This is a genomic window from Staphylococcus debuckii (assembly GCF_003718735.1).
In the GTDB taxonomy this organism is placed as follows: Bacteria; Bacillota; Bacilli; order Staphylococcales; family Staphylococcaceae; genus Staphylococcus; species Staphylococcus debuckii.
In genome coordinates, this window is sequence record NZ_CP033460.1 from 1,448,062 (window position 1) to 1,471,900 (window position 23,839).

Below are 23,839 nucleotides of genomic sequence, written 5' to 3' on the forward strand. Positions count from 1 at the left end.
AATGAAATAACTGCAACTCATGTTATTTCATTCCCGCTCACTCTTTCATTTGTGATATGATATTTTATGCAAAGGAAAAAAGAAAGCGTGGTAAAAATATGATATACAGTATCACTGAAATTGATTCAAGATATCAAGAAACTGATAAGATGGGCTTTATTTATCATGGCAACTATGTGACATGGTTTGAAGTTGCACGTACAGATTATATTTATAAATTAGGCTTTAATTATGCAGGTATGGAAGAACGCGGTATTATTTCTCCTGTAACTGATTTGAATATCAAATATATTAAACCTGTTACTTATCCAGAAAAAGTAAGAGTTAAAACGTGGGTAGAGCGCTATTCACGTATTCGTTCATTATATTGTTATGAGATACTAAATGAACAAGATGAGATTGTAACTAAAGGTTCGACTGAAATTATTTGTATGACTAGAGATACACGTACTCCGATTCGTTTAGATCGCCGCTTCCCAGATTGGCATGAAACTTATCAAGAAGTCGAAAAAAGAAATAGAGCCGGAGAAACATTTGAGGTTACTAACGGCATTTAATAGTATGAAAAAAACGCGCAGCTGAGAAGCAACTGCGCGTTCATGCTGTCTTTATATTAAGATGCTTGAGAAGCATTATTGTGTACAAATTCAATTTCATCATGCTGGCCAACATCAATAACTAAATCTTCACCAGCGAAGTACCATAAGTCTTTTTCGGCAATAATGACATCAACGCCATCGAAGTCTTGTTCAAATCCAATTTCTACGGCTTGATCTGATTTATTATCAATATTAAATGCTGGGCTGAAACCTTGTTTTAATTGGTTTTCTCCACCGTAGCGTACAAAAAATTGGATAGCTTTGTCGGATTGCGGTAATTCAAATTCATCTTTGAACCATTTCACTGCATTGTCTGTAAGTTTGAATTCCATGGTAAAAAACTCCTCTCATTATTACCGGATATTTATAAATCACTTACATCAAGTGATTTATATTATGAGTTATAACCGTTTTAGGGTGTAATTTAACATGAAATCTCGATTTTTTTGAAAAAAATTTACTTAGAACTCAAATTTTCTTCACATTTTGTTAAAGAGAGCGGATTAGCATTATGATTCTGCTGTATCATAAAAAACATACTAAGATTAGCTATGAAGCATTCCATGACGATGGATTTCTTCATAGCTATTTTTTTATAGTTAGAGAGAGAAGTAGACTGTGCAGCCTCTTGGGTTTTAAATCCGTATTAAAAACGAGTCAGCTTTACTCTCACCTTTTGAAATTCGTTTGTAGTATGTTGGGTTCTTGAAACCGTGTATAGGAAAGAGAAATGAAAAAGGTTAAGTAAAGTTTTCAACTTCTCAAAATTAACATAGGAGGTTTTATCTATTAATTATTTAGGCGTTGATATCAGTAAAAACACCAGTGTGGTGGCACATTACCAAAATGACAAATTCCAAAAGGAATTTACCATTCAAAACAATGAAAACGGTTATAATTTTCTTTTAAAGTATCTGAACCAGATGGATAGTCTGCAAATTGTATTCGAATCAACGGGAATTTATTCAAGAAGCATGAAAAAATTTTGTCGTCTGCATCAATTCGACTATTTTGAGTTGAATCCTTTAGAAGCCAAGTTCAAAACCAGTTCTTTAAGATCGTGGAAAACCGATAAATCCGATGCGCATAAACTCGCTCGAATGGTTCATGATTTACCAGCAACTGAGAGTCCGCAGGCATACGAAGAAATATATTTTGAGTTGCGAGAACGTGTACGCTTTCATCTTCAAATCGAAAGCCAGCAAAACAAGCTCAAAACTGGAATTATCGAGCAGCTGCACCAGACATTTCCTGGTTTGGAAAAACTGTTCAGTAACCGTTATTCAATGATTGCACTTAATATCGCTGAATTGTTTACTCACCCGGATATAGTAGTCGAATTAGACAAAGAGCGCCTTGTAGAAGAAATATTTAATTCTACAGACAAAGCCATGTCCAGAGATAAAGCAGAAAAGCATGCGGTTCAATTAATAAATATTGCTCATGAAAGCTTTCCCAATGTCGACAGACATTCTTTTCTAGTTGAAAAAGCCCGTATATTAATAAAGGATTTAAAATCATCCATGCAAAAACTCAAGGAATTGGATAAAGCTATGATCGAATTAGCTAAACAAATGGATTGTTTTGAAAGTATTTATTCAATACCTGGTATCGGTGAACTGACAGCGGCTATGATTGTCGGTGAGTTAGGAGATATTACACGGTTTTACTCGCATAAACAAATCAATGCTTTTGTAGGTATTGATGTCAAAAGATATCAATCAGGCAATACCCATTGCAGAGATACAATAAATAAACGAGGAAATAAAAAAGCAAGACAAATTTTCTATTCTATTATCATGAATATTTTAAAGGGAAAGCGCCATTACGATAATCATGTTGCAGATTATTATTATAAATTAAAAGAGCAGCCTTATGGTAAATCTCACAAGACTGCCGTAGTAGCTTGTATAAACAAGCTGTTAAAAACAATTCACTATTTAGTGAATAATCATAAATTATACGACTATCAAATGGCTCCACATTAGCCACTCGTATAATCATATATAGTTTAACACCTTATTCAAAAAAATAAAATTGAACGGTTTAGTTCAGTAATGCATTCTTTAAATATAAACACTTGACTAATCGTAGGAAAAGGCTGGGACATAATAATAGTCTCAGCTCTTCTCTTTGAAGTGGCAGTAGCTATCTGAATAGAAAATACGCTTGTTCCAAGCTTTTTTCTATTCTAGTTAGCTTTGCCGGGGCGGGAAGACGAAATAATTTTAATCAATGTTATTTCTGTCCCGCTCCCGTTCGTTTTCGTTTACATCCATTTAATTTTAGGTTCCTCACCTTTAAAGATACGTACAATGTTAGTACGATGTCTTAATATCAAGAGAATTGCTACAATGATACTTACACCGAGCAATATATAGTCATGGATAATCAACGAACCAATGACACAACAAATCGCTGCAACAATACTTGATAAAGATACATACTTTGTTAAATAAAGTGTGAGGAAAAAGATAGCTGCTAATATTAATAATAATATTGGGGCAACTCCTAATACGACTCCGGCACTTGTAGCTACCGCTTTACCACCTTGGAATTTCAAGAAAATCGGATAAACATGGCCGATAATCGCAAACACACCGACAATTAAGCCGTGTGTAAAGAATTCACTGATAGGACCTGTCGGATGCACCGGGAACCATAATGGGAAAAACACCACAATAAAACCTTTAAATATATCTAAAAATGTGACGGCAAAACCTGCGGGTCGCCCTAGAACACGAAAACTGTTCGTAGCGCCTGTATTGCCGCTTCCAAATTGTCTGATGTCTTTCTTGAAGAACAATTTTCCGATGATAACTCCGCTCGGAAATGACCCTACAAGGTAGGCGAGCAGAAGCATGAGTACAATCATCATTTTGCATGACACATCCTTTGTTGATGATAACGTTATTTTACCATAGATAAGATAGAGATTGACGTCTTGAGTAAGAATTTTTTCTATACATTTTTACATGTTTAATGAAAGTAAAGACACATGAATAGTAGAGTGATAAATTTAGCGGAGCACGAAAATAATTTTGAAAGTGTTCAAAATGAGAAGTCATGAAAAATAATTTCTGGCTTGCAATTTAGCAGATTTTAAGTAAGAATGTTTATTGTAATGTTTTATAAACGAACGTATGTTTGTAGGAGGCGAAGAATCGATTGGCAACAAATAAACGACAAAACTATTCGGACGATTCAATTCAAGTTCTTGAAGGATTAGAAGCAGTCCGCAAAAGACCAGGAATGTATATAGGGTCAACCGATAAACGCGGTTTGCACCATTTAGTATATGAAATCGTTGATAACTCAGTCGATGAAGTATTAAACGGTTTCGGTAATGAAATTAAAGTCACTATCAATAAAGACGATAGTATCACAATCGAAGATAATGGTCGAGGCATGCCGACAGGTATTCACAAGTCCGGCAAACCGACTGTTGAAGTTATCTTTACTATTTTGCATGCCGGCGGTAAATTCGGCCAAGGCGGCTATAAAACGTCTGGTGGTTTACACGGTGTAGGTGCATCAGTAGTGAATGCGCTCAGCGAATGGCTGGATGTGGAAATCTATCGAGACGGATATATTTATGAACAGAAATTTAATAAAGGCGGATTGCCTGCAACAGGATTAGAGAAAAAAGGCAAAACACGCAAAAAAGGGACCAAAGTCACTTTTAAACCAGATCCTGAAATCTTTAAATCTACAACAGCCTTCAACTTTGATACATTAAGCGAACGCTTGCAAGAGTCTGCATTCCTTTTGAAAGATTTAAAAATCACCTTAACAGATTTACGTCCTGGAAAAGAACGTGAAGAAATCTATCATTATGAAGAAGGAATCAAAGAATTTGTAAGTTATGTCAATGAAGGCAAAGAAGTCTTGCACGACGTTTCTACATTCTCTGGCGAATCGCATGGTATTGAAGTAGATGTAGCCTTCCAATACAATGATCAATACTCTGAAAGTATCTTGAGTTTTGTAAATAACGTACGTACCAAAGACGGCGGAACACACGAAGTCGGATTCAAAACAGCTATGACTCGTGTCTTCAATGATTACGCACGTCGAATTGGTGAACTGAAAGCGAAAGACAAGAATTTGGACGGGAACGATATTCGTGAAGGCTTAACAGCGATTATTTCTGTACGTATTCCTGAAGAATTACTGCAATTCGAAGGACAAACGAAATCTAAGTTAGGGACTGCAGAAGCTAGAAGTGCAGTCGATTCAGTGATTACTGAGAAACTCCCTTACTATTTAGAAGAGAAAGGCCAGCTTTCTAAGTCGTTGGTGAAAAAAGCTGTGAAAGCGCAACAAGCACGTGAAGCTGCTCGCAAAGCGCGTGAAGATGCACGTACAGGCAAGAAGAATAAACGTAAAGATACCTTATTGTCTGGTAAGTTGACACCCGCTCAAAGTAAGAATACTGAGAAGAAAGAATTGTATCTTGTAGAGGGTGACTCTGCCGGCGGTTCCGCTAAGTTAGGCCGTGACCGTAAATATCAAGCGATTTTGCCATTACGTGGTAAAGTAATCAACACTGAAAAAGCACGCTTGGAAGACATTTTCAAAAATGAAGAAATCAATACGATTATTCATACAATTGGTGCGGGTGTCGGAAATGAATTTAAATTAGAAGACAGCAACTATAATCGTGTTATTATTATGACCGATGCCGATACAGACGGTGCACACATTCAAGTCTTGCTGTTAACTTTCTTCTTCAAATATATGAAACCGCTTGTGCAAGCAGGACGTGTATTTATCGCTTTACCTCCATTGTATAAATTGGAAAAAGGTAAAGGTAAGTCCAAAAAAGTCGAATATGCTTGGACAGACGAAGAATTAGAAAAATTACAGAAACAACTGGGTAAAGGATTCAGTTTACAACGTTATAAAGGTTTAGGGGAAATGAACCCAGACCAATTATGGGAAACTACGATGAATCCTGAAACAAGAACGTTAATCAGAGTACAAGTAGAAGACGAAGTACGTTCATCTAAACGTGTTACAACTTTAATGGGTGATAAAGTAGCTCCTAGACGTGAATGGATTGAACGTCATGTTGAATTCGGTCTTCAAGAGGATCAAAGTATTTTGGAAAATGATGAAATCCAATTCTTAGATCAAGAGGAATATGATGAGGAGGAAGCAAATTGAGTGAAATCATCCAAGACCTTTCGTTAGAAGATGTAATTGGTGACCGCTTCGGCAGATACAGTAAATACATCATTCAAGAACGTGCGCTGCCAGATGTACGTGACGGTTTAAAACCCGTACAACGCCGCATTCTTTATGCAATGTACGACAGCGGAAACACTTATGATAAAAACTTCAGAAAAAGTGCTAAAACAGTCGGGGATGTTATCGGTCAATTCCATCCTCATGGTGACACTTCTGTTTATGATGCGATGGTGCGTCTGAGTCAAGAATGGAAATTGCGACATGTCTTAATTGAAATGCATGGGAACAACGGGAGTATTGATAACGATCCGCCAGCCGCAATGCGTTATACAGAGGCTAAATTAAGTCAGTTATCTGAAGAATTATTACGAGATATTAATAAAGATACTGTACCGTTTGTACCGAACTACGATGATACGACAACGGAACCTATGGTATTGCCTGCTAGATTTCCGAACCTATTGATTAACGGGTCAACTGGTATTTCTGCAGGGTATGCGACAGATATTCCACCTCATAATTTAGGTGAAGTGATTCAAGCCACTTTAAAATATATCGATAATCCTGATATTACAGTTAGTCAATTGATGAAATATATTAAAGGACCGGATTTCCCGACTGGCGGTATTATTCAAGGCCGAGATGGAATCAAGAAAGCTTATGAAACAGGTAAAGGGCGTATTGTAGTACGCTCGACAGTAGAAACTGAGACGTTGAGAAGCGGTCGTCAAGAATTGATTGTGAGTGAAATTCCTTATGAAGTGAATAAAAGTTCACTTGTGAAGAAAATCGATGAATTGCGTGCTGATAAACGTGTTGATGGTATTATGGAAGTGCGCGATGAAACAGACAGAACTGGTTTGCGTATTGCTATTGAATTGAAAAAAGATGTCAATAGTGAAGCGATATTGAATTACTTGTACAAAAATACAGACTTGCAGATTTCCTATAACTTTAACATGGTAGCCATCAGTGATGGACGTCCTAAATTAATGGGAATCCGTGAAATTATCGACAGCTATTTGAATCACCAAATTGATGTGGTAACTAAACGTACGCGCTATGACCTATTCCATGCTGAAAAACGTATGCATATTGTGGAAGGGCTAATGAAAGCTTTATCCGTGTTAGATGAAGTCATTGCAATCATCCGTGGTTCTAAAAATAAAAAAGATGCCAAAGATAATTTAGTGGCTGAATTTGACTTTACAGAAGAACAAGCCGAAGCTATCGTGACGTTGCAATTATATCGTTTAACTAATACAGATATTGTGGCTTTAGAAAAAGAACATAGTGAGTTAGAGGATAAAATCAAAGGTTTACGTAATATCTTGGATAATCACGATGCTTTATTAAACGTGATTAAAGATGAATTGAAAGAAATTCGTACACGCTTTAAAACAGAGCGTTTATCACGTATTGAAGCGGAAATTGCGGAAATTAAAATTTCAAAAGAAGTGATTGTGCCAAGTGAAGAAACGATTTTAAGTTTATCACGTGACGGCTATATCAAACGTACTTCTATTCGCAGCTTTAACGCCAATCGGGTAGATGAAGTCGGTTTGAAAGACGGAGATGCGCTGTTGCGTTATATTGAAACAAATACTCAGCATATTGCTTTAGTCTTCACTAATAAGGGACGCTATCTCTATCTTCCAGTGCATAAGTTAGCAGATATTAAATGGAAAGATTTAGGACAGCATGTTTCCCAACTGGTACCAATTGAAAATGATGAATATGTTATCGATGTCTTTACCGAACCTGACTTTAAGCAAAAGGTCGATTATATTATGGCTACTCAAAACGGTATGATTAAGAAAAGTGAGCTAGAACTGTTCAAGACATCACGTTTTAATAAACCATTGATTGCTATGAAATTAAAGGATAACGACAAGATGATTAATGTTATGCGGATCGAGCAAGATCAATTGATAACGATCGTGACACACACAGGTATGTCGCTTACTTATTCTACAGATGAATTATCAAGTACAGGTCTGCGTGCAGCTGGCGTTAAATCTATCAACTTGAAAGATGATGACGTAGTCGAAATGACACAGCTCATCCAACCTGAAGATACTATCCTGATAGCAACACAACGCGGTGCAGTGAAACGTATCGGTTTCAAAGTGTTGGCGGAAGCGAAACGCGCACAACGCGGTATCAAACTGTTGAAAGAATTGAAATCGAAACCGCATCGCATTGTTGGTGCTGAGGTTATCACCAATCCAGACAGTATCTATACGCTTTATTCTAATAAAGACAGCTATGCTGGAAAAGTGAGTGACATTCATCTTACTGAACAATATACAAACGGTTCATTTGTGGTAGATACAGATGAATTCGGAGAAGTGAATGCACTTTCAATCTCTACAGCTGATACTTCTGAAGAAGCATAAATTAAAGGCTATTTGAGTAGATGAACTTCTATTCAAATAGCTTTTTATCATTAGTGAAATTCTCTACTTTTCAAAAAAATATAGTCAGAAATATTGTAAGATGATAGAATGGAAAATAGATTAACCAAATAACAAGCGGTAAACATTCTCTTGCAGAATTGTACCACTTGCTATTTTTTTGATTTAGAAGAAAAATGAAGCGGAAATTTCAGTCTTGCAGACAGACTTGAATTTCAAACTCCATGTGTAACGTTTTACATAAATTTAAAAAGAATATGAGGTTTTAACATTGAAAGACTTTGATAGTTTAATCCCTGGCTGGTTTAAAGCCTTTATCAGTGTTGGAAATGATTTGATTTGGTCACAATACTTGATCGGCTTATTATTAACTGCTGGGATTTTCTTTACAATCAGTTCTAAGTTTATCCAATTTACATCTTTCAGAGAGATGTTGCGTGCCTTAGTTGAAAAGCCTGAAACCTTAGACAATGGCGAAAAAGGTATTTCTCCTTTCCAAGCCTTTGCAATCAGTGCTGGTTCTCGGGTAGGAACAGGTAACATTGCAGGTGTCGCAACCGCAATCGTTCTTGGTGGTCCTGGTGCAGTGTTTTGGATGTGGATTATTGCGTCAATCGGTGCAGCCAGTGCTTTTGTAGAAGCAGTGCTCGCACAAGTTTATAAAGTACCAGATAAAGATGGCGGCTATCGCGGTGGGCCTGCGTATTATATTACAAAAGGTCTTAACCAAAAATGGTTGGGTGTAGTCTTTGCTATATTGATTACTGTAACCTTTGCATTCGTCTTTAACACTGTACAAGCGAATACAATTGCTGAATCTTTAAATACGCAATATCATATCAGCCCTGTTATTACAGGTATTGTATTAGCCATCTTAACAGGTATTATCATTTTTGGCGGTGTCCGTAGTATCGCAACATTGTCATCAATCATCGTACCAATTATGGCAATCATTTATATCGGTGTAGTATTTGTCATTTTAATTATGAATTATGATCAAATTATTCCGATGCTTGCGACTATCTTCAAAAATGCCTTTGGTGTCGAACAAGCTACAGGCGGAGCAGTCGGTGCAGCTGTTTTGCAAGGGATTAAACGTGGTTTATTCTCTAACGAAGCTGGTATGGGGTCTGCGCCTAACGCAGCCGCAACTGCAGCGGTTCCGCATCCAGTAAAACAAGGTTTATTACAATCATTAGGTGTATTCTTCGATACTATCTTAGTGTGTACATCAACAGCGATTGTAATCTTATTATATGGCGGTTTGAAATTTGGAGACAATGCACCACAAGGCGTGGCTGTAACACAATCTGCATTGAATGAACATTTAGGCAGTGCCGGCGGTATCTTCTTAACAGTAGCGATTACATTATTTGCGTTCTCGTCTGTTATCGGTAACTATTATTACGGCCAATCTAATATTGAATTCTTGTCTTACAACAAGACAGTTTTATTTATCTTCAGATGTTTAGTAGTTGTGCTCGTATTCTTCGGGGCAGTTATCAAAACAGAAACGGTATGGAGTACGGCAGACGTGTTTATGGGATTAATGGCGATAGTCAACTTAGTTGCTATTATCGGCTTATCTAATATTGCACTCGCTGTCATGAAAGATTACTTCAAACAACGTAAAGAAGGCAAGAAACCAATCTTCAAGCCAGAAAACTTAGAAATTAATTTATTCGGTATTGAATGTTGGGGAGATCCTGCTAAACAATTAACACGTAAATAATGATTAACTTTTCGAGGGTGGGACATAATAATGTCCTCCCCTCTGTTCTTTGAACTGGCAGTAGCTATCTGAATAGAAAATGCGCTTGTTCCAAGCTTTTTTCTATCCTAGTTAGCTTTGTCGAGGCAGAACGACGAAATAATTTAAAAATGTTATTTCTGTTCTGCTCCCTTTTCATACAGAATTGTGTGAATTGCTATCTCATACCAAGAATAATATATGGTAAAATGGACACTAATATTAACTATATCTGCATAAAGTCATACAAGATATACTCATAGACAGAGTAGGAATTAAGAAAAGGTGGTTAGCATGAGCAACTACGTCATAGAGAAAACACTGAATAACAACGTCATTATCTGCACAGACGAAAATCATCATGAAGTTGTTCTGATTGGCAGAGGTATTGGGTTCAATAAAAAGGGCGGAATGAAGCTTTCAGATTCAGCACTGATAGATAAAGTTTATAAATTAGAACAAAAGAAAGAACAAGATCACTACAAGGCTTTAGTAGAAATCGCTGATGATAAGGTATTACAAACGATTATTGAAGCAATGGACATCATTACGCATGCTGATCATTCTGTAGCAGATGAAGATTTGATGGTTGCTTTAACTGATCATATTATCTTTGCTTATAAACGTATTAAACAACAGCAATTTATTAAGAATCCATTCTTAATCGAGACTAAACAGTTATATTCGGAATCTTATGCAATTGCAGAGAGAGTGATTGAACACTTGAATCGTCTCTTGGATATTGACTTTCCAGAAGATGAAATTGGTTTTATTGCTTTGCACATTGCTAGCAGTAAAGATGATTTGTCATTGCATGAAGTGCGTTTAACTAATGAAATTATTAATAAAAGCGTATTAATTATGGAACATGATTTGAAGTGCCGAATAGATACAGCTTCGATTCAGTACCAACGCTTTATCCGACATATTCAATTTTTAATCAGACGCCTTCAAAAGGGTGAAGTCATTCAAGTAAAAGATGAATTCGGAAACATGTTGAAAGCGCATTATCCACTGTGCTATAATATAGCTGTTAAAATCATTAAAATGATGCAGCAGCATCTGGACGTGGATGTATATGAAGCAGAACTGATTTATTTAACGCTACATATTTATCATTTCACGCAGCAAAATGAAGAGAATATGCACGTGTAACTAATTCGATTAGGCATGAGTGATAAAGTTGGAAGGATACCGACTTTTTTGCTCATGCCTTTTTTTGTGCTGTTGAATCTATTCTTGATATTTACAATTTAATATTTGGGAGGAAACTTTTATGTGGAAAAAGTTTTTCGGTCAGCTGCAACGTATTGGTAAAGCATTAATGCTTCCAGTTGCAATCTTGCCAGCAGCAGGTTTATTGCTTGCTTTAGGAAACGCTTTTCAAGGTGACGCTTTACAACATCTACTGCCATTCATTCAAGCAGATGGTTTTCAAAATGTTGCCAAAATGATGGAAGGGGCCGGCGGAATTATCTTTGATAATTTAGCGATTATCTTTGCACTCGGTGTAGCAATCGGTTTAGCATCCGGTGACGGTGTAGCAGCCATTGCAGCTTTCGTAGGATTTATTGTCTTAAATAAAACAATGGGAATGTTCTTAAATGTAACACCTGAAAAAGCGGCAGATGCGGCCACAGGTTTTGCAAATGTATTAGGCATTCCGACACTGCAAACAGGTGTGTTCGGCGGTATTATTATCGGGGCATTAGCCGCTTGGTGTTATAACAAGTTTTATAATATATCATTGCCGAGTTATTTAGGGTTCTTTGCAGGAAAACGCTTTGTGCCGATTATGATGGCAACTTGTTCATTTATTTTAGCGTTTCCAATGGCATTGATTTGGCCATGGATTCAAGGCGGATTAAATGCCTTCAGTGAAGGATTATTAGCTTCAAATACAGGACTTGCCGTATTCTTATTCGGTTTCATCAAACGTTTATTGATTCCATTCGGCTTGCATCATATTTTCCATGCACCGTTCTGGTTTGAATTCGGATCATATAAAAATGCAGCGGGACAAATTATTCATGGGGACCAACGTATCTTTATCGAACAAATCCGTGATAATGTACCTTTAACATCAGGTAAATTCATGCAAGGTGAATTCCCAGTAATGATGTTCGGTTTACCAGCAGCAGCTTTAGCGATTTACCAAACTGCTAAGAAAGAGAATAAAAAAGTTGTCGCAGGTTTGATGTTATCAGGGGCTTTAACTTCATTCTTAACAGGTATTACTGAACCATTAGAATTCTCATTCTTATTTGTAGCACCTTTATTATTCTTTATCCATGCTGTCTTAGATGGATTATCATTCTTAATTTTATACTTATTAGACCTGCATCTCGGTTACACCTTCTCAGGTGGTTTCATCGACTTCTTCTTACTAGGCATCTTGCCGAATAAGACACACTGGTGGATGGTTATCCCAGTCGGTCTAGTATATGCGGTGATTTACTATGTTATCTTCCGCTTCCTTATCGTTAAATTCAACTTCAAAACACCTGGACGTGAAGATAAAGAAGTTAAATCATCTAACGTTGCAGCCAGCGAATTGCCTTTTAAAGTCTTAGATGCAATGGGCGGTAAAGAAAATATCAAACATTTAGACGCTTGTATTACAAGATTGCGTGTTGAGGTCAACGATAAAACGAAAGTTGACGTTGAAGAATTGAAAGGCTTGGGCGCTTCAGGAGTGCTTGAAGTCGGCAATAACATGCAAGCAATTTTCGGACCGAAATCTGATCAGATTAAACACGATATGCAACAAATTATGGATGGTAAGATTACGTCTCCAGAAGAAACAACAGTCACTGAAGAAGGCGATAAAGAAACTGCAGAAATCGCTGCAGCAGGCGGTGGCGTTGTTTACGCACCGATTAAAGGTGAAGTAGTGGATATCTCAGAAGTGCCTGATAAAGTCTTCTCTGAAAAAATGATGGGCGACGGGATCGCAATCAAACCAGAAACAGGTGAAGTCGTAGCGCCGTTTGACGGAGTAGTTAAAATGGTCTTCCCGACAAAACATGCGATTGGTTTAGAATCTAAAGATGGAATCGAACTACTGATTCACTTTGGTTTAGAAACAGTTAAACTAGAAGGTCAAGGCTTTGACATCCTTGTGAAAGAAAATGAAAACATTGTCTTAGGACAACCATTAATGAAAGTAGATTTAGATTACATCAAAGAACATGCTGATAGTACTATAACACCGATTGTGGTGACAAATTTAAATGGCCGTGCAATGGAAGTATTGCAACATGGTGAAGTGAAACAAGGCGATAAAGTGATTTTAGTAAAATAATTCACTGAAGCTACTGCTCTTGCTTCAAAACTACACATTTCTTTGCTAGTGAAGGTTTACCGACACGAACAGGAATCTAGATTTTCTAGTTTTCTTGTTCGTGTTTTTTAGAATATACATCTTAGGAGGACACAATGAAAAATCTATTAAAATTGTTTTTCGGTCAATTACAACGGATCGGTAAAGCATTAATGCTGCCAGTTGCGATTCTACCGGCTGCCGGTATTTTATTAGCATTTGGTAATGCGATGCATAATGAACAAATCTTACACTTTGCGCCATGGATGGAACACCATGCAATTCAGCTTGTAAGCCAAATTATGGAAGCATCCGGGCAAGTCATTTTTGATAATTTACCTTTACTCTTTGCCATGGGTACAGCTTTAGGATTAGCTGGCGGCGATGGTGTAGCAGGTATTGCGGCTTTGGTCGGTTATTTAATCATGAGTGCAACAATGGGTAAAGTTGCAGGAATTACTATTGATGACATCTTCAGTTATGCTGATGGTGCAAAAACATTAGGACAATCTGCTAAAGATCCAGCGCACGCCTTGATTTTAGGCATACCGACACTTCAAACAGGAGTATTCGGCGGGATTATTATCGGGGGATTAGCCGCTTGGTGCTACAATAAATTTTATAATATCCAACTCCCTCAATTTTTAGGTTTTTTTGCAGGAAAGCGATTCGTGCCGATTATTACTTCGCTTGTCGCTATCTTGACAGGGATTGTATTGAGTTTTGTGTGGCCGCCAGTACAAGAGGGTTTGAATGCTTTATCTAACTTCTTATTAGGTAAAAATTTAGCGTTGACAACTTTCATCTTCGGAGCTATCGAACGTGCGTTGATTCCATTTGGTTTACATCACATTTTCTACGCTCCATTCTGGTTTGAATTTGGACAATATGTCAATGAAGCAGGTAATTTAGTGCGTGGAGACCAACGTATATGGATGGCACAATATCAAGATGGCGTACCGTTTACTTCGGGTGCTTTCACCACAGGTAAATATCCATTTATGATGTTCGGTTTACCGGCAGCCGCTTTTGCGATTTACCGCCAAGCAAAACCTGAACGTCGTAAAGTCGTCGGCGGATTGATGTTATCTGCAGCTTTGACTGCATTTTTAACAGGGATCACTGAGCCTTTAGAATTCTCATTCTTATTTGTAGCGCCGATTCTCTACGTTGCGCATGTAATTTTAGCAGGTACATCATTCTTAATCATGCACTTACTGCACGTTCAAATTGGTATGACTTTCTCAGGAGGCTTTATCGACTATATTCTGTACGGATTATTATCATGGGATCGTTCAAATGCTTTGCTCGTTATTCCGGTAGGTATTGTGTATGCCTTTATTTACTATTTCTTATTTACATTTTTGATTAAAAAGTTAAACTTGAAAACACCTGGCCGTGAAGATAAAGAAGTTGAGAATAAAGATGTTTCTGTCAGTGAATTGCCTTTTGAAGTTTTAGCAGCGATGGGCCATAAAGAGAATATTAAACATTTAGATGCTTGTATTACGCGTTTGCGTGTAGAAGTCAGAGATAAAGAATTGGTGGATGTAGAAAAATTAAAACAACTCGGTGCTTCAGGCGTATTAGAAGTCGGCAATAACATGCAAGCAATTTTCGGACCGAAATCTGATCAGATTAAACACGATATGCAACAAATTATAGATGGCAAGATTACATCACCAGCTGAAACTACGGTTACTGAAGACGGTGATCTTGGAACAGCTGAGATTGTAGCTGAAGGCGGTGCTTTGGTTTATGCGCCGATTACGGGAGAAGCGGTGGCTTTAAGTGAAGTACCGGATAAAGTCTTTTCTGAAAAAATGATGGGTGACGGCATCGCAATTAAACCAGAAACAGGTGAAGTCGTAGCACCATTTGACGGCACAGTTAAAATGGTCTTCCCAACAAAACACGCGCTTGGTTTAGAATCTAAAGATGGAATCGAACTCCTGATTCATTTTGGTTTAGAAACCGTTAAATTAGATGGAGAAGGTTTTAAAATCTTAGTACAAGAAAATGAACCTGTTATTTTAGGTCAACCACTAATGAAAGTAGATTTAGATTATATTAAAGAACATGCTGATAGTACTATAACACCGATTATTATTACAAATTCAGGAAGCGCAAATATTGAAGTCTTGCATTCAGGAAAAGTAGAACAAGGTGAAAAATTGATTGTAGTAAATCAATAGAAGAGATATAGATTGACAAGGGAGGTTGGAATTTCATGAAATTCTCAATCTCTCTTTTTAATTGTCCGGTTTCTTTTTGAACAGTAGTGGTAAAATATATAGGTAAAACAAGTTCATAGCGTTAAAAGTTTCTTTTTTAACAAAGAAACGATAGAATATGTTTAATTAAGCACAAGGAATGGTGAATTATATGGCAAATAACGATAAGCCGCAACGCTTTTCAATTAGTGAAACGCGCTTTATGAAATTTATCGGAGGCAAGAATTTGTTATTTGGCTTAGTCATGTTGATACTTATCGGTATCGCTATTTTTATTTTTGATAAAGTCTCTTACATATTCCAGCCTTTTGTAATTATTTTTAATACGATAGCAGCACCGGTTATTTTAGGGTTAATTCTCTTTTATCTCTTTAATCCGATTATTAACATTATGGAACGTTATCGCATCACGAGATTATGGGGCATTATTATTCTATATTGTGTCGCTGCAGCAGTTATCGCACTGATTATTAATTTATTAATTCCAGTTATCGGCGGCCAAATCAAGAGTTTCGGCCACCATATGCCGCGTTACGTGGATAAATTCAACGGTCTCGTCGATCAAGTGATGAGTATGTCCAAAGGTACTGGTATTTCCAGTTTTTATGGCCAAATTCAAGATCAATTGGATAAACTAGCGAAAAAGGCACCTACGATGATTTCGAATTACTTTGATGGATTCGGAACAAAGGTAATGTCGTTTGCAGAAGCGGTAGTTAACATTGGGGTAGTATTAGTAACCACTCCATTTGTTTTATTCTTCTTCTTGAAAGATGGACATCATTTTAAAGAAACAGCAATCAAAATTGTACCGCCGAAATTCCGTCAAGACTTTCATGAAATTATTGAAAGTATGAGTATGCAAGTAGGTTCTTATATCCAAGGCCAGATGTTTGTATCGCTGTGTATTGGTATCTTGCTCTTCATCGGTTACTCTATTATCGGCTTAGATTATAGTCTGGTACTTGCATGTATTGCTGCTGTAACCAGCGTAGTGCCTTATTTAGGCCCAACTATCGCGATTTCACCAGCAATTATTATTGCATTAATTACTTCACCGATTATGTTATTGAAATTAGTAGTGGTGTGGACTTTGGTACAATTCTTTGAAGGTCACTTCATTTCACCGAACGTAATGGGTAAAACGCTCAAAGTTCATCCGTTAACTATTATTTTCGTATTATTATGTGCCGGAAATTTATTAGGTGTTGTAGGTGTCATCTTAGCGATTCCAGGTTACGCCGTACTTAAAGTATTGGTAATGCACCTCTTTGATATATTCAAACGTCGCTACAACCGCTATTACGGCCATGATTCTGAGCCTTATGAGGTAAGTACTGAAGAATGGGCGAACAATCCGAATAATGAATTGGAAAAATAATTCAGAACAGAAACAGGCATGACACTATTGTTAGGAGGTTATGTCTGTTTTTACGTTTTGAATCACTTAAGGTTGTGGTATATTTTTACTATGTAAGTTGATATTATTTGCTAGTAAACGAGTTAAATAATTAAAGAATAACAAAAAATATCAATTAAGAATTGAGTGAAAAAATGTCAAAAGAATTAAAAGGTCGCTTGTTCACCATAGCGAAAATCGTTTTTGCTACAGTTTTATTTATCGTTGTAGCTACTATTTTGTATAGAGAAATTGCGCACATGGATTTTAAAAAGGCGTTTATTCTCTTTGAAAAATTGAATAGGGTACAGTTAACGGGTGTGTTTGCAATCGGTGCCGCATCTATTTTACTGCTCAGCTTTTATGACTATATCATGGTACGCACATTGAAGTTGTCTATACCTTTAGGAAAAGTCTTTAGAATTAGTTATATTATCAATGCTTTGAATTCCATCATTGGATTTGGTGGATTTATCGGTGCAGGCATGCGTTTGGCAGTTTATAGAAATTATACTAAAGATACCAAGACTTTGATGCATTATATTTCGTTAGTCTTGCTATCGATGTTGACAGGATTGAGCTTCCTATCGATTTTGGTAGTCACACATGTCTTCAATGCATCTCATTTGTTATATCGCTATCCTGCTGTACATATTATGATGTATGTCGTGGCATTATTCTTACCGGCATTTATCATTTTTACCATCAAGAAGCCGGTTCAACAGAATCATCGGTTAACAGGTGTTTATCTTACGATGGTTTCAGCGGTTGAATGGATTGCTGCAAGTACAGTATTGTACTTTTCATTGCGTGTCGTTCATTTAGATGTGCCATATACTTCGGTAATCGGTATCTTTATTATCGCTGCCATAGCAGGTTTGATCAGTTTCATCCCTGGTGGCTTCGGAGCCTTTGATGTCGTGATTTTAGTAGGTTTGAAATACTTAGGCTTGCCAGAAGAAAAAATATTGCTAGGTCTCTTAATGTATCGTTTTGCTTATTACTTTATACCGCTGCTCATTTCAATGATATTATCTATCTTTGAATTCGGTACTTCTGCAAGACGTTATATTGAACAATCCAGATATTATACACCGGCAAAAGAAGTCACTAGTTTCTTATTTTCTTATCAAAAGGCTGTCGTTTCTAAGATTCCTTCGTTATCTTTAGGAATTTTAGTCGCTTTTACTAGCTTGATGTTCTTATTAAACAATGTATCGATTATTTATGATGGATTATACGATCCTAATCACATGTTTTATTATATTATTGTGACGATTCATACGAGTGCTTGTTTGATTTTAATGTTGAATGTACGAGGAATTTTTAAACAAAGCAGACGTGCCATTTTATTTGCTTTATTTGCGATTATTATCATTTTTGCGATTACCTTGTATATGAATACATCGGTATTGCTGATGTTTTGGCTAGTAGTTCTATTCGCATTGTTGGTTTATTCATTCAACAAAACAACGATTTTGAAACGACCACTTCGACTGCGTCATATTGTCGCTATGTTTTTTGTCAGTGCAGGTATGCTGATTTTAAATCATTATATTATTAAATTAGTGTTGAATGCGTTAGATGCATACAAGATGGAATTAGATAATTCGCTCCTACGTTATTATTTATGGTTGACGACACTCGTCATTTTCATCCTTGTGGCATTTATTGTCTGGTTATTTGAACAAGCATATTCTAAAGAGCGCCCGAAACCGGATTTCGAACGTTGTACAGAGATTATCCAGCAATACGGCGGCAACTATTTAAGCCACCTTATCTATAGTGGCGATAAAGAAGTATTTATGGATGAATCTGAAGAAGCATTTGTGATGTACCGCTACAAATCCAATGCTTTAGTTGTACTTGGAGATCCTATCGGTAACCCGGCACGTTTCCACCATTTATTAGAGACAATTTATGATTATGCAGTGAAGATGGGCTATGAAGTGATTTTCTATCAAGCGAGCGATCGTTATATGCCGTTGTATCATGATTTCGGTAATCAGTTCTTTAAATTAGGGGAAGAAGCGGTAATTGATTTAACGACCTTTACGACTTCAGGTAAGAAACGCAGAGGCTTCAGAGCAACATTGAATAAAATTGCTGATCAAGAGATCCAATTTGAAATTATAGAACCACCATTTTCACCGGAATTGATGAAACAATTGAAACAGGTCAGTGATGCATGGCTGGATGGAAAAAATGAAATGCATTTTTCAGTCGGCCAATTTACAGACAACTATGTCTCTAAAGCCCCGGTCGGTATCTTAAAAGAAAAAGACGGTAGAATTATTGCGTTCAGTACTTTAATGCCGACGCATTATAATGATTCATTCTCTGTAGACCTTATCCGTTGGCTCCCTGATGTTGATTTACCATTGATGGATGGTTTATACCTTCATATGTTGTTATGGGGCCAAGAACATGATTATAAAGCGTTCAACATGGGAATGGCGACATTATCTAATGTTGGACAGACGGAGTTCTCTTACTTGAATGAACGTATCGCAGGACGCATATTCGAAAACTTCAACAATTTATATCGCTTCCGCGGATTGAGACAATATAAAGAAAAGTTTAAACCTCACTGGGAACCAAGATACTTAGTATATTCTAGACATAGTTCCTTATGGCAGAATATGTTGAAAGTACTGCGTGTTATTCGTTCTAAACAATAGCATATGGAAAAGGAAACCTGATTGTCTGAAAGCTAGGCAATCGGGTTTTTATTTTTAAAGAGAGTACTGGGACAGTGTTTTTCAGCAAGCAAAGTCTAAATTAATTTCTGAAAAATGAGAATAGTCTGTTGACAAGGAGAAAGAATAGTTTTATACTCTGATTAAATTATATAAAACTTATCCAGAATGGTGGAGGGACTGGCCCGACGATACCAGGCAACCTATTTAAGTTAGGTGCTAATTCCAGCAGGTGAAGACCTGAAAGATAAGAAGTTTTGAGTCTATCTTTTCAGGTAGGCTTATTTTTTATGTTAAATAAGGGGGAAATAGAACATGACAAACGATTTTAAATTTGAAACATTGCAATTACACGCAGGACAGGAGGTAGATCCTACTTCGAATTCGAGAGCAGTACCCATTTATCAAACGACATCTTTCACATTCGATGATACACAACATGCGGCAGATTTATTCGGTTTAAACGCATTAGGCAATATTTATTCTCGCTTGACGAATCCGACCGTGGCTGTCTTTGAAACACGTGTTGCGGAATTGGAAGGCGGTGTTGCAGGGGTAGCAGTGGGTTCTGGTATGGCGGCTATTACGTATGCTGTACAAACAGTAGCTGAAGCAGGAGATCACATTGTAGCAAGCTCTACTTTATATGGTGGTACTTATACTTTATTCAGTCATACTTTGCCTAAGTATGGTATTGATGTTTCTATTGTCGACAGCAAGAACTTTGATGAAGTTAAAAATGCTATTAAAGATAATACTAAAGCGATTTATATTGAAACAATCGGCAATCCTGAAGGTAATGTAGAAGATGTAGAGAAATTAGCAGAAATTGCGCATGAAGCGGGAATTCCATTAATCGTGGATAACACTTTTGCTTCTCCATATTTATTCAGACCATTAGAACATGGCGCGAATATCGTGGTACATTCGGCGACTAAATTTATTGGCGGACATGGGACTTCTATGGGAGGCGTCGTAGTAGATGGCGGCAACTTCGATTGGAAACAAAATGACAAGTTCCCTGGTTTGACTGAACCTGATGCATCTTATCATGATTTAGTATTTGCGGATGCCTTTGGAGAAGCTGCTTTAGCGTTCAAAATCAGAACGACGTTATTACGTGACACAGGTGCTTGTCTGTCTCCTTTAAATGCTTTCTTACTCCTTCAAGGATTAGAAACATTATCTTTAAGAATGGAACGTCATGTTGAGAATGCTGAAAAGGTTGCTAAGTTCTTAGATAATCACGACAAAGTAGAATGGGTGAAATATGCGGGTCTTCCTTCTAGTGAGTACTATGATTTGAAAGAAAAATATCTTCCTAAAGGTGCATGTTCTATTTTCACTTTCGGTGTTAAAGGCGGTTATGAGGCAGGCATTAAATTTATCGAGTCGTTAGAATTATTCTCATTGCTTGCGAATGTAGGCGATGCTAAATCATTAGTGATTCATCCGGCTTCTACGACACATGCTCAATTAACTCCAGAAGAACAATTGACTGCGGGTATTACTCCTGAAACGATTCGTATTTCTGTAGGTCTTGAACATATTGATGATATCATTAATGACTTGGAAAAAGGATTAGACGCGATTTAACATGTTATTTACGAATAAAATTCCTATACTGCCTATACTACAAGAGGAGCACATCGAGTTTGCAAAACAAAGAATCAACGATGGTTTAAATCTCTTGATTGTTAATTTAATGCCGGTAAAAGAAGATGCAGAAAGACAACTGCTGCGATTGCTTGGACAAACGGATCATCCGATTAATATTGATTTTACCTATCCAGTGACTCATCAAAGCCGAACTTCTTCAAATGTGCATGCGGAGCAGTATTATCAGGAATTTGATGATATCAAGGATAAGGATTATGATGGTTTGATTATGACAGGAGCACCTGTTGAACATCTTGATTTTTCTGAAGTAGATTATATCGAGGAATTAAAGACTATCTATGAGTGGTCAGAAACTCATGTGAAACAACGTCTGTTTATTTGCTGGGGTGCACAATTTGCTTTGAATTATCGTTACGGTATTCACAAAAGAATGTTTCCTGAAAAATTAACAGGAATTTACCGCTATCATATTATGCAAGCACACCCTGTTTTATGCGAGATTCCTGAATATATCATTCCTCAATCTCGCGGTTCCTTTATGGATCCTTATGAGGTGATGGAGGAAGCGGATTTAGATGTGATTACTTATAGTCCGTATACTGGAGTAGATTTCATTTCCAATAAAGCACAGACCGATTTATATATCGGCGGTCATTTTGAATATGAACCAGAGACGTTGTTGAATGAGTATCAGAGAGATAGTGAGAAGAATGGGGAAGCGGCTGCTAAACCTAAGAATTATTTCCGAGGAGAATCGCTCACACCACTTCCTGCTTATTGGATTCCTTATGCTCAGCAACTCTTCCAAAACTGGGCAGATATGATGGAAAAGAATAGATGGCATCATAATGAAATTAATATTTTAGATTGATAATAGAATGTTTATAAATGCAAAAATGGCAAGAGGGCCTGTTCATTTAGTCCCTCTTACCATTTTTTTGCTGTTTGATTGCTTCGCGCTGTGCTTCCTCTTCAGCGAAACGCTCTGGATTCTTTTTGTAAAAATCTTGATGATAGTCTTCTGCTTCGTAGAATTCAGATACTGGCAATACTTGTGTTGCAATTGCCTTATGATGATCAATAGTAGATTTTAGTTCCTCAATATACTGTTCTGCTGTTTCTTTTTGATCTTCGTTGGTATAGAAGATAGCAGTACGGTATTGATTACCGCGATCTTGATATTGGCCTTCTGCATCAGTAGGATCGATGACAGAAAAGAAAATTTCTAATAATTTATGATAAGAAAATAGTGCAACGTCATATTCTACTTTCACCGTTTCTAAATGTCCTGTATTTCCTTTTTTAACTTCTTCATAAGTCGGATTTTCTACTGTGCCGCCCATATAACCTGATATTACTTTTTCAATACCGTCATACGAATCAAAAGGCTTAGTCATACACCAGAAACATCCGCCTGCAAAGTATGCAGTGTTGATATTCATGCTATCTATCCTTTCTTTGTCTGAGACCTTAGTACTATTTGTTAATAAAATACTTGATTTTTAAAAGGAAATTATATAACTTTAGTATGTATTAATTATATTACATAGACTGTCAATTTTGAAGATATAAGGTTGGGGAAAAATGACTGAAGAAGATAAAAATAAAGAAAATTATAAAAGAAGTAGTGGTAGTCCGCCTCCTCCACGTAAGAAGAGAATGAAGAAAAAGATACGTAAATTGCCTTTCATCTTGTTAGGCCTGCTGGTTATCTTAATAGCATTTGTTGTGTATGCTGTGTCTGGTTATAAAAGCGGTATCGATTATGCGAAAAAGCATAATTCGAATATGAAAGTTCAAAAATTTAACGGTCCTGTTAAAAATGATGGGAAAATTTCTATTTTACTGCTAGGTGCTGATAAATCTGATGGTGGTAAATCCCGCACAGATTCTATTATGGTCGCTCAATATGATTACATTCATAAGAAAATGAAAATTGTTTCGGTCATGCGTGATACGTACGCTAAGATACCAGGATACAGAAATTATAAAATTAATGCAGCTTATTCACTAGGCGGCCCTGAATTATTACGGAAAGCTTTAGTGGAAAATTATGGTATTAATCCAGAGTATTATGCGGTTGTCGACTTTAAAGGTTTCGAAAAAATGATTGATGAATTAGCGCCGGATGGTGTGCCGATAGATGTCGAGAAGGATATGTCTGAACTCATTGGCGTATCATTGAAAAAAGGTCATCATAATTTAAATGGTAAAGAATTATTGGGTTATGCGCGTTTCCGTCACGATCCAGAAGGTGACTTCGGACGTGTGCGCAGACAGCAGCAAGTAATTCAAGCACTTAAACAAGAAATGACTAAACCTGGAGCGATATTTAAATTGCCGAAGGTAGCAGGTATTTTAAGAGGATATTTAAATACTAATATTCCAGATTCTGCCTTGATTCAAACGGGTGTCAATTTCGGTATCAGAGGAGATAAAGACGTTAAAACATTAACTGTACCGATGAAAGGGACTTACCAAGATATTCAAACAGCGGAAAGCGGCAGTGCTTTAGAAGTAGATAAGCCGAAAAATAAAAAAGCTATTCAGGAATTCTTAAAAAATAATTCTGATTCTAAAAAAGAGGATACTCAAAAGAAATAGTC

16 protein-coding genes and 1 riboswitch are annotated in these 23,839 nt (G+C 36.9%); of the genes, 13 read left to right on the forward strand and 3 right to left on the reverse strand.

What is annotated here, in order from left to right; translation table 11 throughout:
• The first annotated feature begins 98 nt into the window (after positions 1 to 98).
• Positions 99 to 557 carry a 1,4-dihydroxy-2-naphthoyl-CoA hydrolase MenI gene (menI, locus tag CNQ82_RS06795; protein WP_123144640.1) on the forward strand — a complete coding sequence of 153 codons (459 nt, stop codon included), beginning with the start codon at positions 99 to 101 and terminating at the stop codon, positions 555 to 557.
• Between the two features lie 56 nt (positions 558 to 613).
• On the opposite strand, the gene CNQ82_RS06800 is transcribed toward menI, so the two are convergent.
• A complete protein-coding gene (locus tag CNQ82_RS06800; RefSeq protein WP_095105439.1) occupies positions 614 to 931 on the reverse strand; it encodes a HesB/YadR/YfhF family protein in 318 nt (105 codons plus the stop codon).
• Positions 932 to 1,387: 456 nt separating this feature from the next.
• Between CNQ82_RS06800 and CNQ82_RS06805 the strand changes: the two genes are divergently transcribed.
• Entirely contained in the window at positions 1,388 to 2,587 is a 1,200-nt protein-coding gene (locus CNQ82_RS06805; protein WP_123144641.1) for an IS110 family RNA-guided transposase, read from the forward strand.
• A gap of 281 nt (positions 2,588 to 2,868) precedes the next feature.
• Here the strand turns inward: CNQ82_RS06805 and plsY are convergent, their stop codons facing one another.
• The gene (gene plsY / locus CNQ82_RS06810; RefSeq protein ID WP_123144642.1) at positions 2,869 to 3,477 is read right to left on the reverse strand and encodes a glycerol-3-phosphate 1-O-acyltransferase PlsY; all 609 of its coding nucleotides are present in this window, start codon (positions 3,475 to 3,477) and stop codon (positions 2,869 to 2,871) included.
• 290 nt (positions 3,478 to 3,767) lie between these two features.
• Between plsY and parE the strand changes: the two genes are divergently transcribed.
• From parE to CNQ82_RS06860, 10 genes are all read left to right on the forward strand, one after another.
• The gene (gene parE / locus CNQ82_RS06815) at positions 3,768 to 5,768 is read left to right on the forward strand and encodes a DNA topoisomerase IV subunit B (protein WP_123144643.1); all 2,001 of its coding nucleotides are present in this window, start codon (positions 3,768 to 3,770) and stop codon (positions 5,766 to 5,768) included.
• Entirely contained in the window at positions 5,765 to 8,191 is a 2,427-nt protein-coding gene (gene parC / locus CNQ82_RS06820; RefSeq protein ID WP_123144644.1) for a DNA topoisomerase IV subunit A, read from the forward strand. The genes parE and parC overlap by 4 nt, the downstream gene beginning before the upstream one ends.
• Before the next feature lie 289 nt (positions 8,192 to 8,480).
• A complete protein-coding gene (gene alsT / locus CNQ82_RS06825; protein WP_123144645.1) occupies positions 8,481 to 9,941 on the forward strand; it encodes a glutamine transporter AlsT in 1,461 nt (486 codons plus the stop codon).
• A 312-nt stretch (positions 9,942 to 10,253) separates the two neighbouring features.
• Positions 10,254 to 11,114 (forward strand): glucose PTS transporter transcription antiterminator GlcT, encoded by an 861-nt coding sequence (gene glcT, locus CNQ82_RS06830; protein WP_123144646.1) that lies wholly within the window; start codon positions 10,254 to 10,256, stop codon positions 11,112 to 11,114.
• Between the two features lie 121 nt (positions 11,115 to 11,235).
• Positions 11,236 to 13,263, forward strand: a complete 2,028-nt coding sequence (gene ptsG / locus CNQ82_RS06835) for a glucose-specific PTS transporter subunit IIBC (RefSeq protein ID WP_123144647.1) — start codon at positions 11,236 to 11,238, stop codon at positions 13,261 to 13,263.
• 134 nt (positions 13,264 to 13,397) lie between these two features.
• Entirely contained in the window at positions 13,398 to 15,476 is a 2,079-nt protein-coding gene (gene ptsG, locus CNQ82_RS06840) for a glucose-specific PTS transporter subunit IIBC (protein WP_123144648.1), read from the forward strand.
• A 190-nt stretch (positions 15,477 to 15,666) separates the two neighbouring features.
• Positions 15,667 to 16,896: an AI-2E family transporter gene (locus tag CNQ82_RS06845; protein WP_123144649.1), complete on the forward strand. Its 1,230-nt coding sequence runs from the start codon at positions 15,667 to 15,669 to the stop codon at positions 16,894 to 16,896.
• Between the two features lie 173 nt (positions 16,897 to 17,069).
• On the forward strand, positions 17,070 to 19,595 hold the full coding sequence (gene mprF, locus CNQ82_RS06850; protein ID WP_123144650.1) for a bifunctional lysylphosphatidylglycerol flippase/synthetase MprF: 2,526 nt from the start codon (positions 17,070 to 17,072) through the stop codon (positions 19,593 to 19,595).
• Between the two features lie 174 nt (positions 19,596 to 19,769).
• A riboswitch (SAM riboswitch) is annotated at positions 19,770 to 19,867 on the forward strand.
• A 61-nt stretch (positions 19,868 to 19,928) separates the two neighbouring features.
• On the forward strand, positions 19,929 to 21,209 hold the full coding sequence (locus tag CNQ82_RS06855; protein WP_123144651.1) for an O-acetylhomoserine aminocarboxypropyltransferase/cysteine synthase family protein: 1,281 nt from the start codon (positions 19,929 to 19,931) through the stop codon (positions 21,207 to 21,209).
• Position 21,210: 1 nt separating this feature from the next.
• A complete protein-coding gene (locus CNQ82_RS06860) occupies positions 21,211 to 22,104 on the forward strand; it encodes a homoserine O-acetyltransferase/O-succinyltransferase family protein (RefSeq protein WP_123144652.1) in 894 nt (297 codons plus the stop codon).
• A gap of 46 nt (positions 22,105 to 22,150) precedes the next feature.
• Here CNQ82_RS06860 and msrA read toward each other — a convergent pair whose 3' ends face one another.
• A complete protein-coding gene (gene msrA, locus CNQ82_RS06865; RefSeq protein ID WP_123144653.1) occupies positions 22,151 to 22,675 on the reverse strand; it encodes a peptide-methionine (S)-S-oxide reductase MsrA in 525 nt (174 codons plus the stop codon).
• Between the two features lie 142 nt (positions 22,676 to 22,817).
• Between msrA and CNQ82_RS06870 the strand changes: the two genes are divergently transcribed.
• Positions 22,818 to 23,837, forward strand: coding sequence for an LCP family protein (locus CNQ82_RS06870; protein WP_123144654.1), 1,020 nt, complete (start codon positions 22,818 to 22,820; stop codon positions 23,835 to 23,837).
• Positions 23,838 to 23,839: the final 2 nt, after the last annotated feature.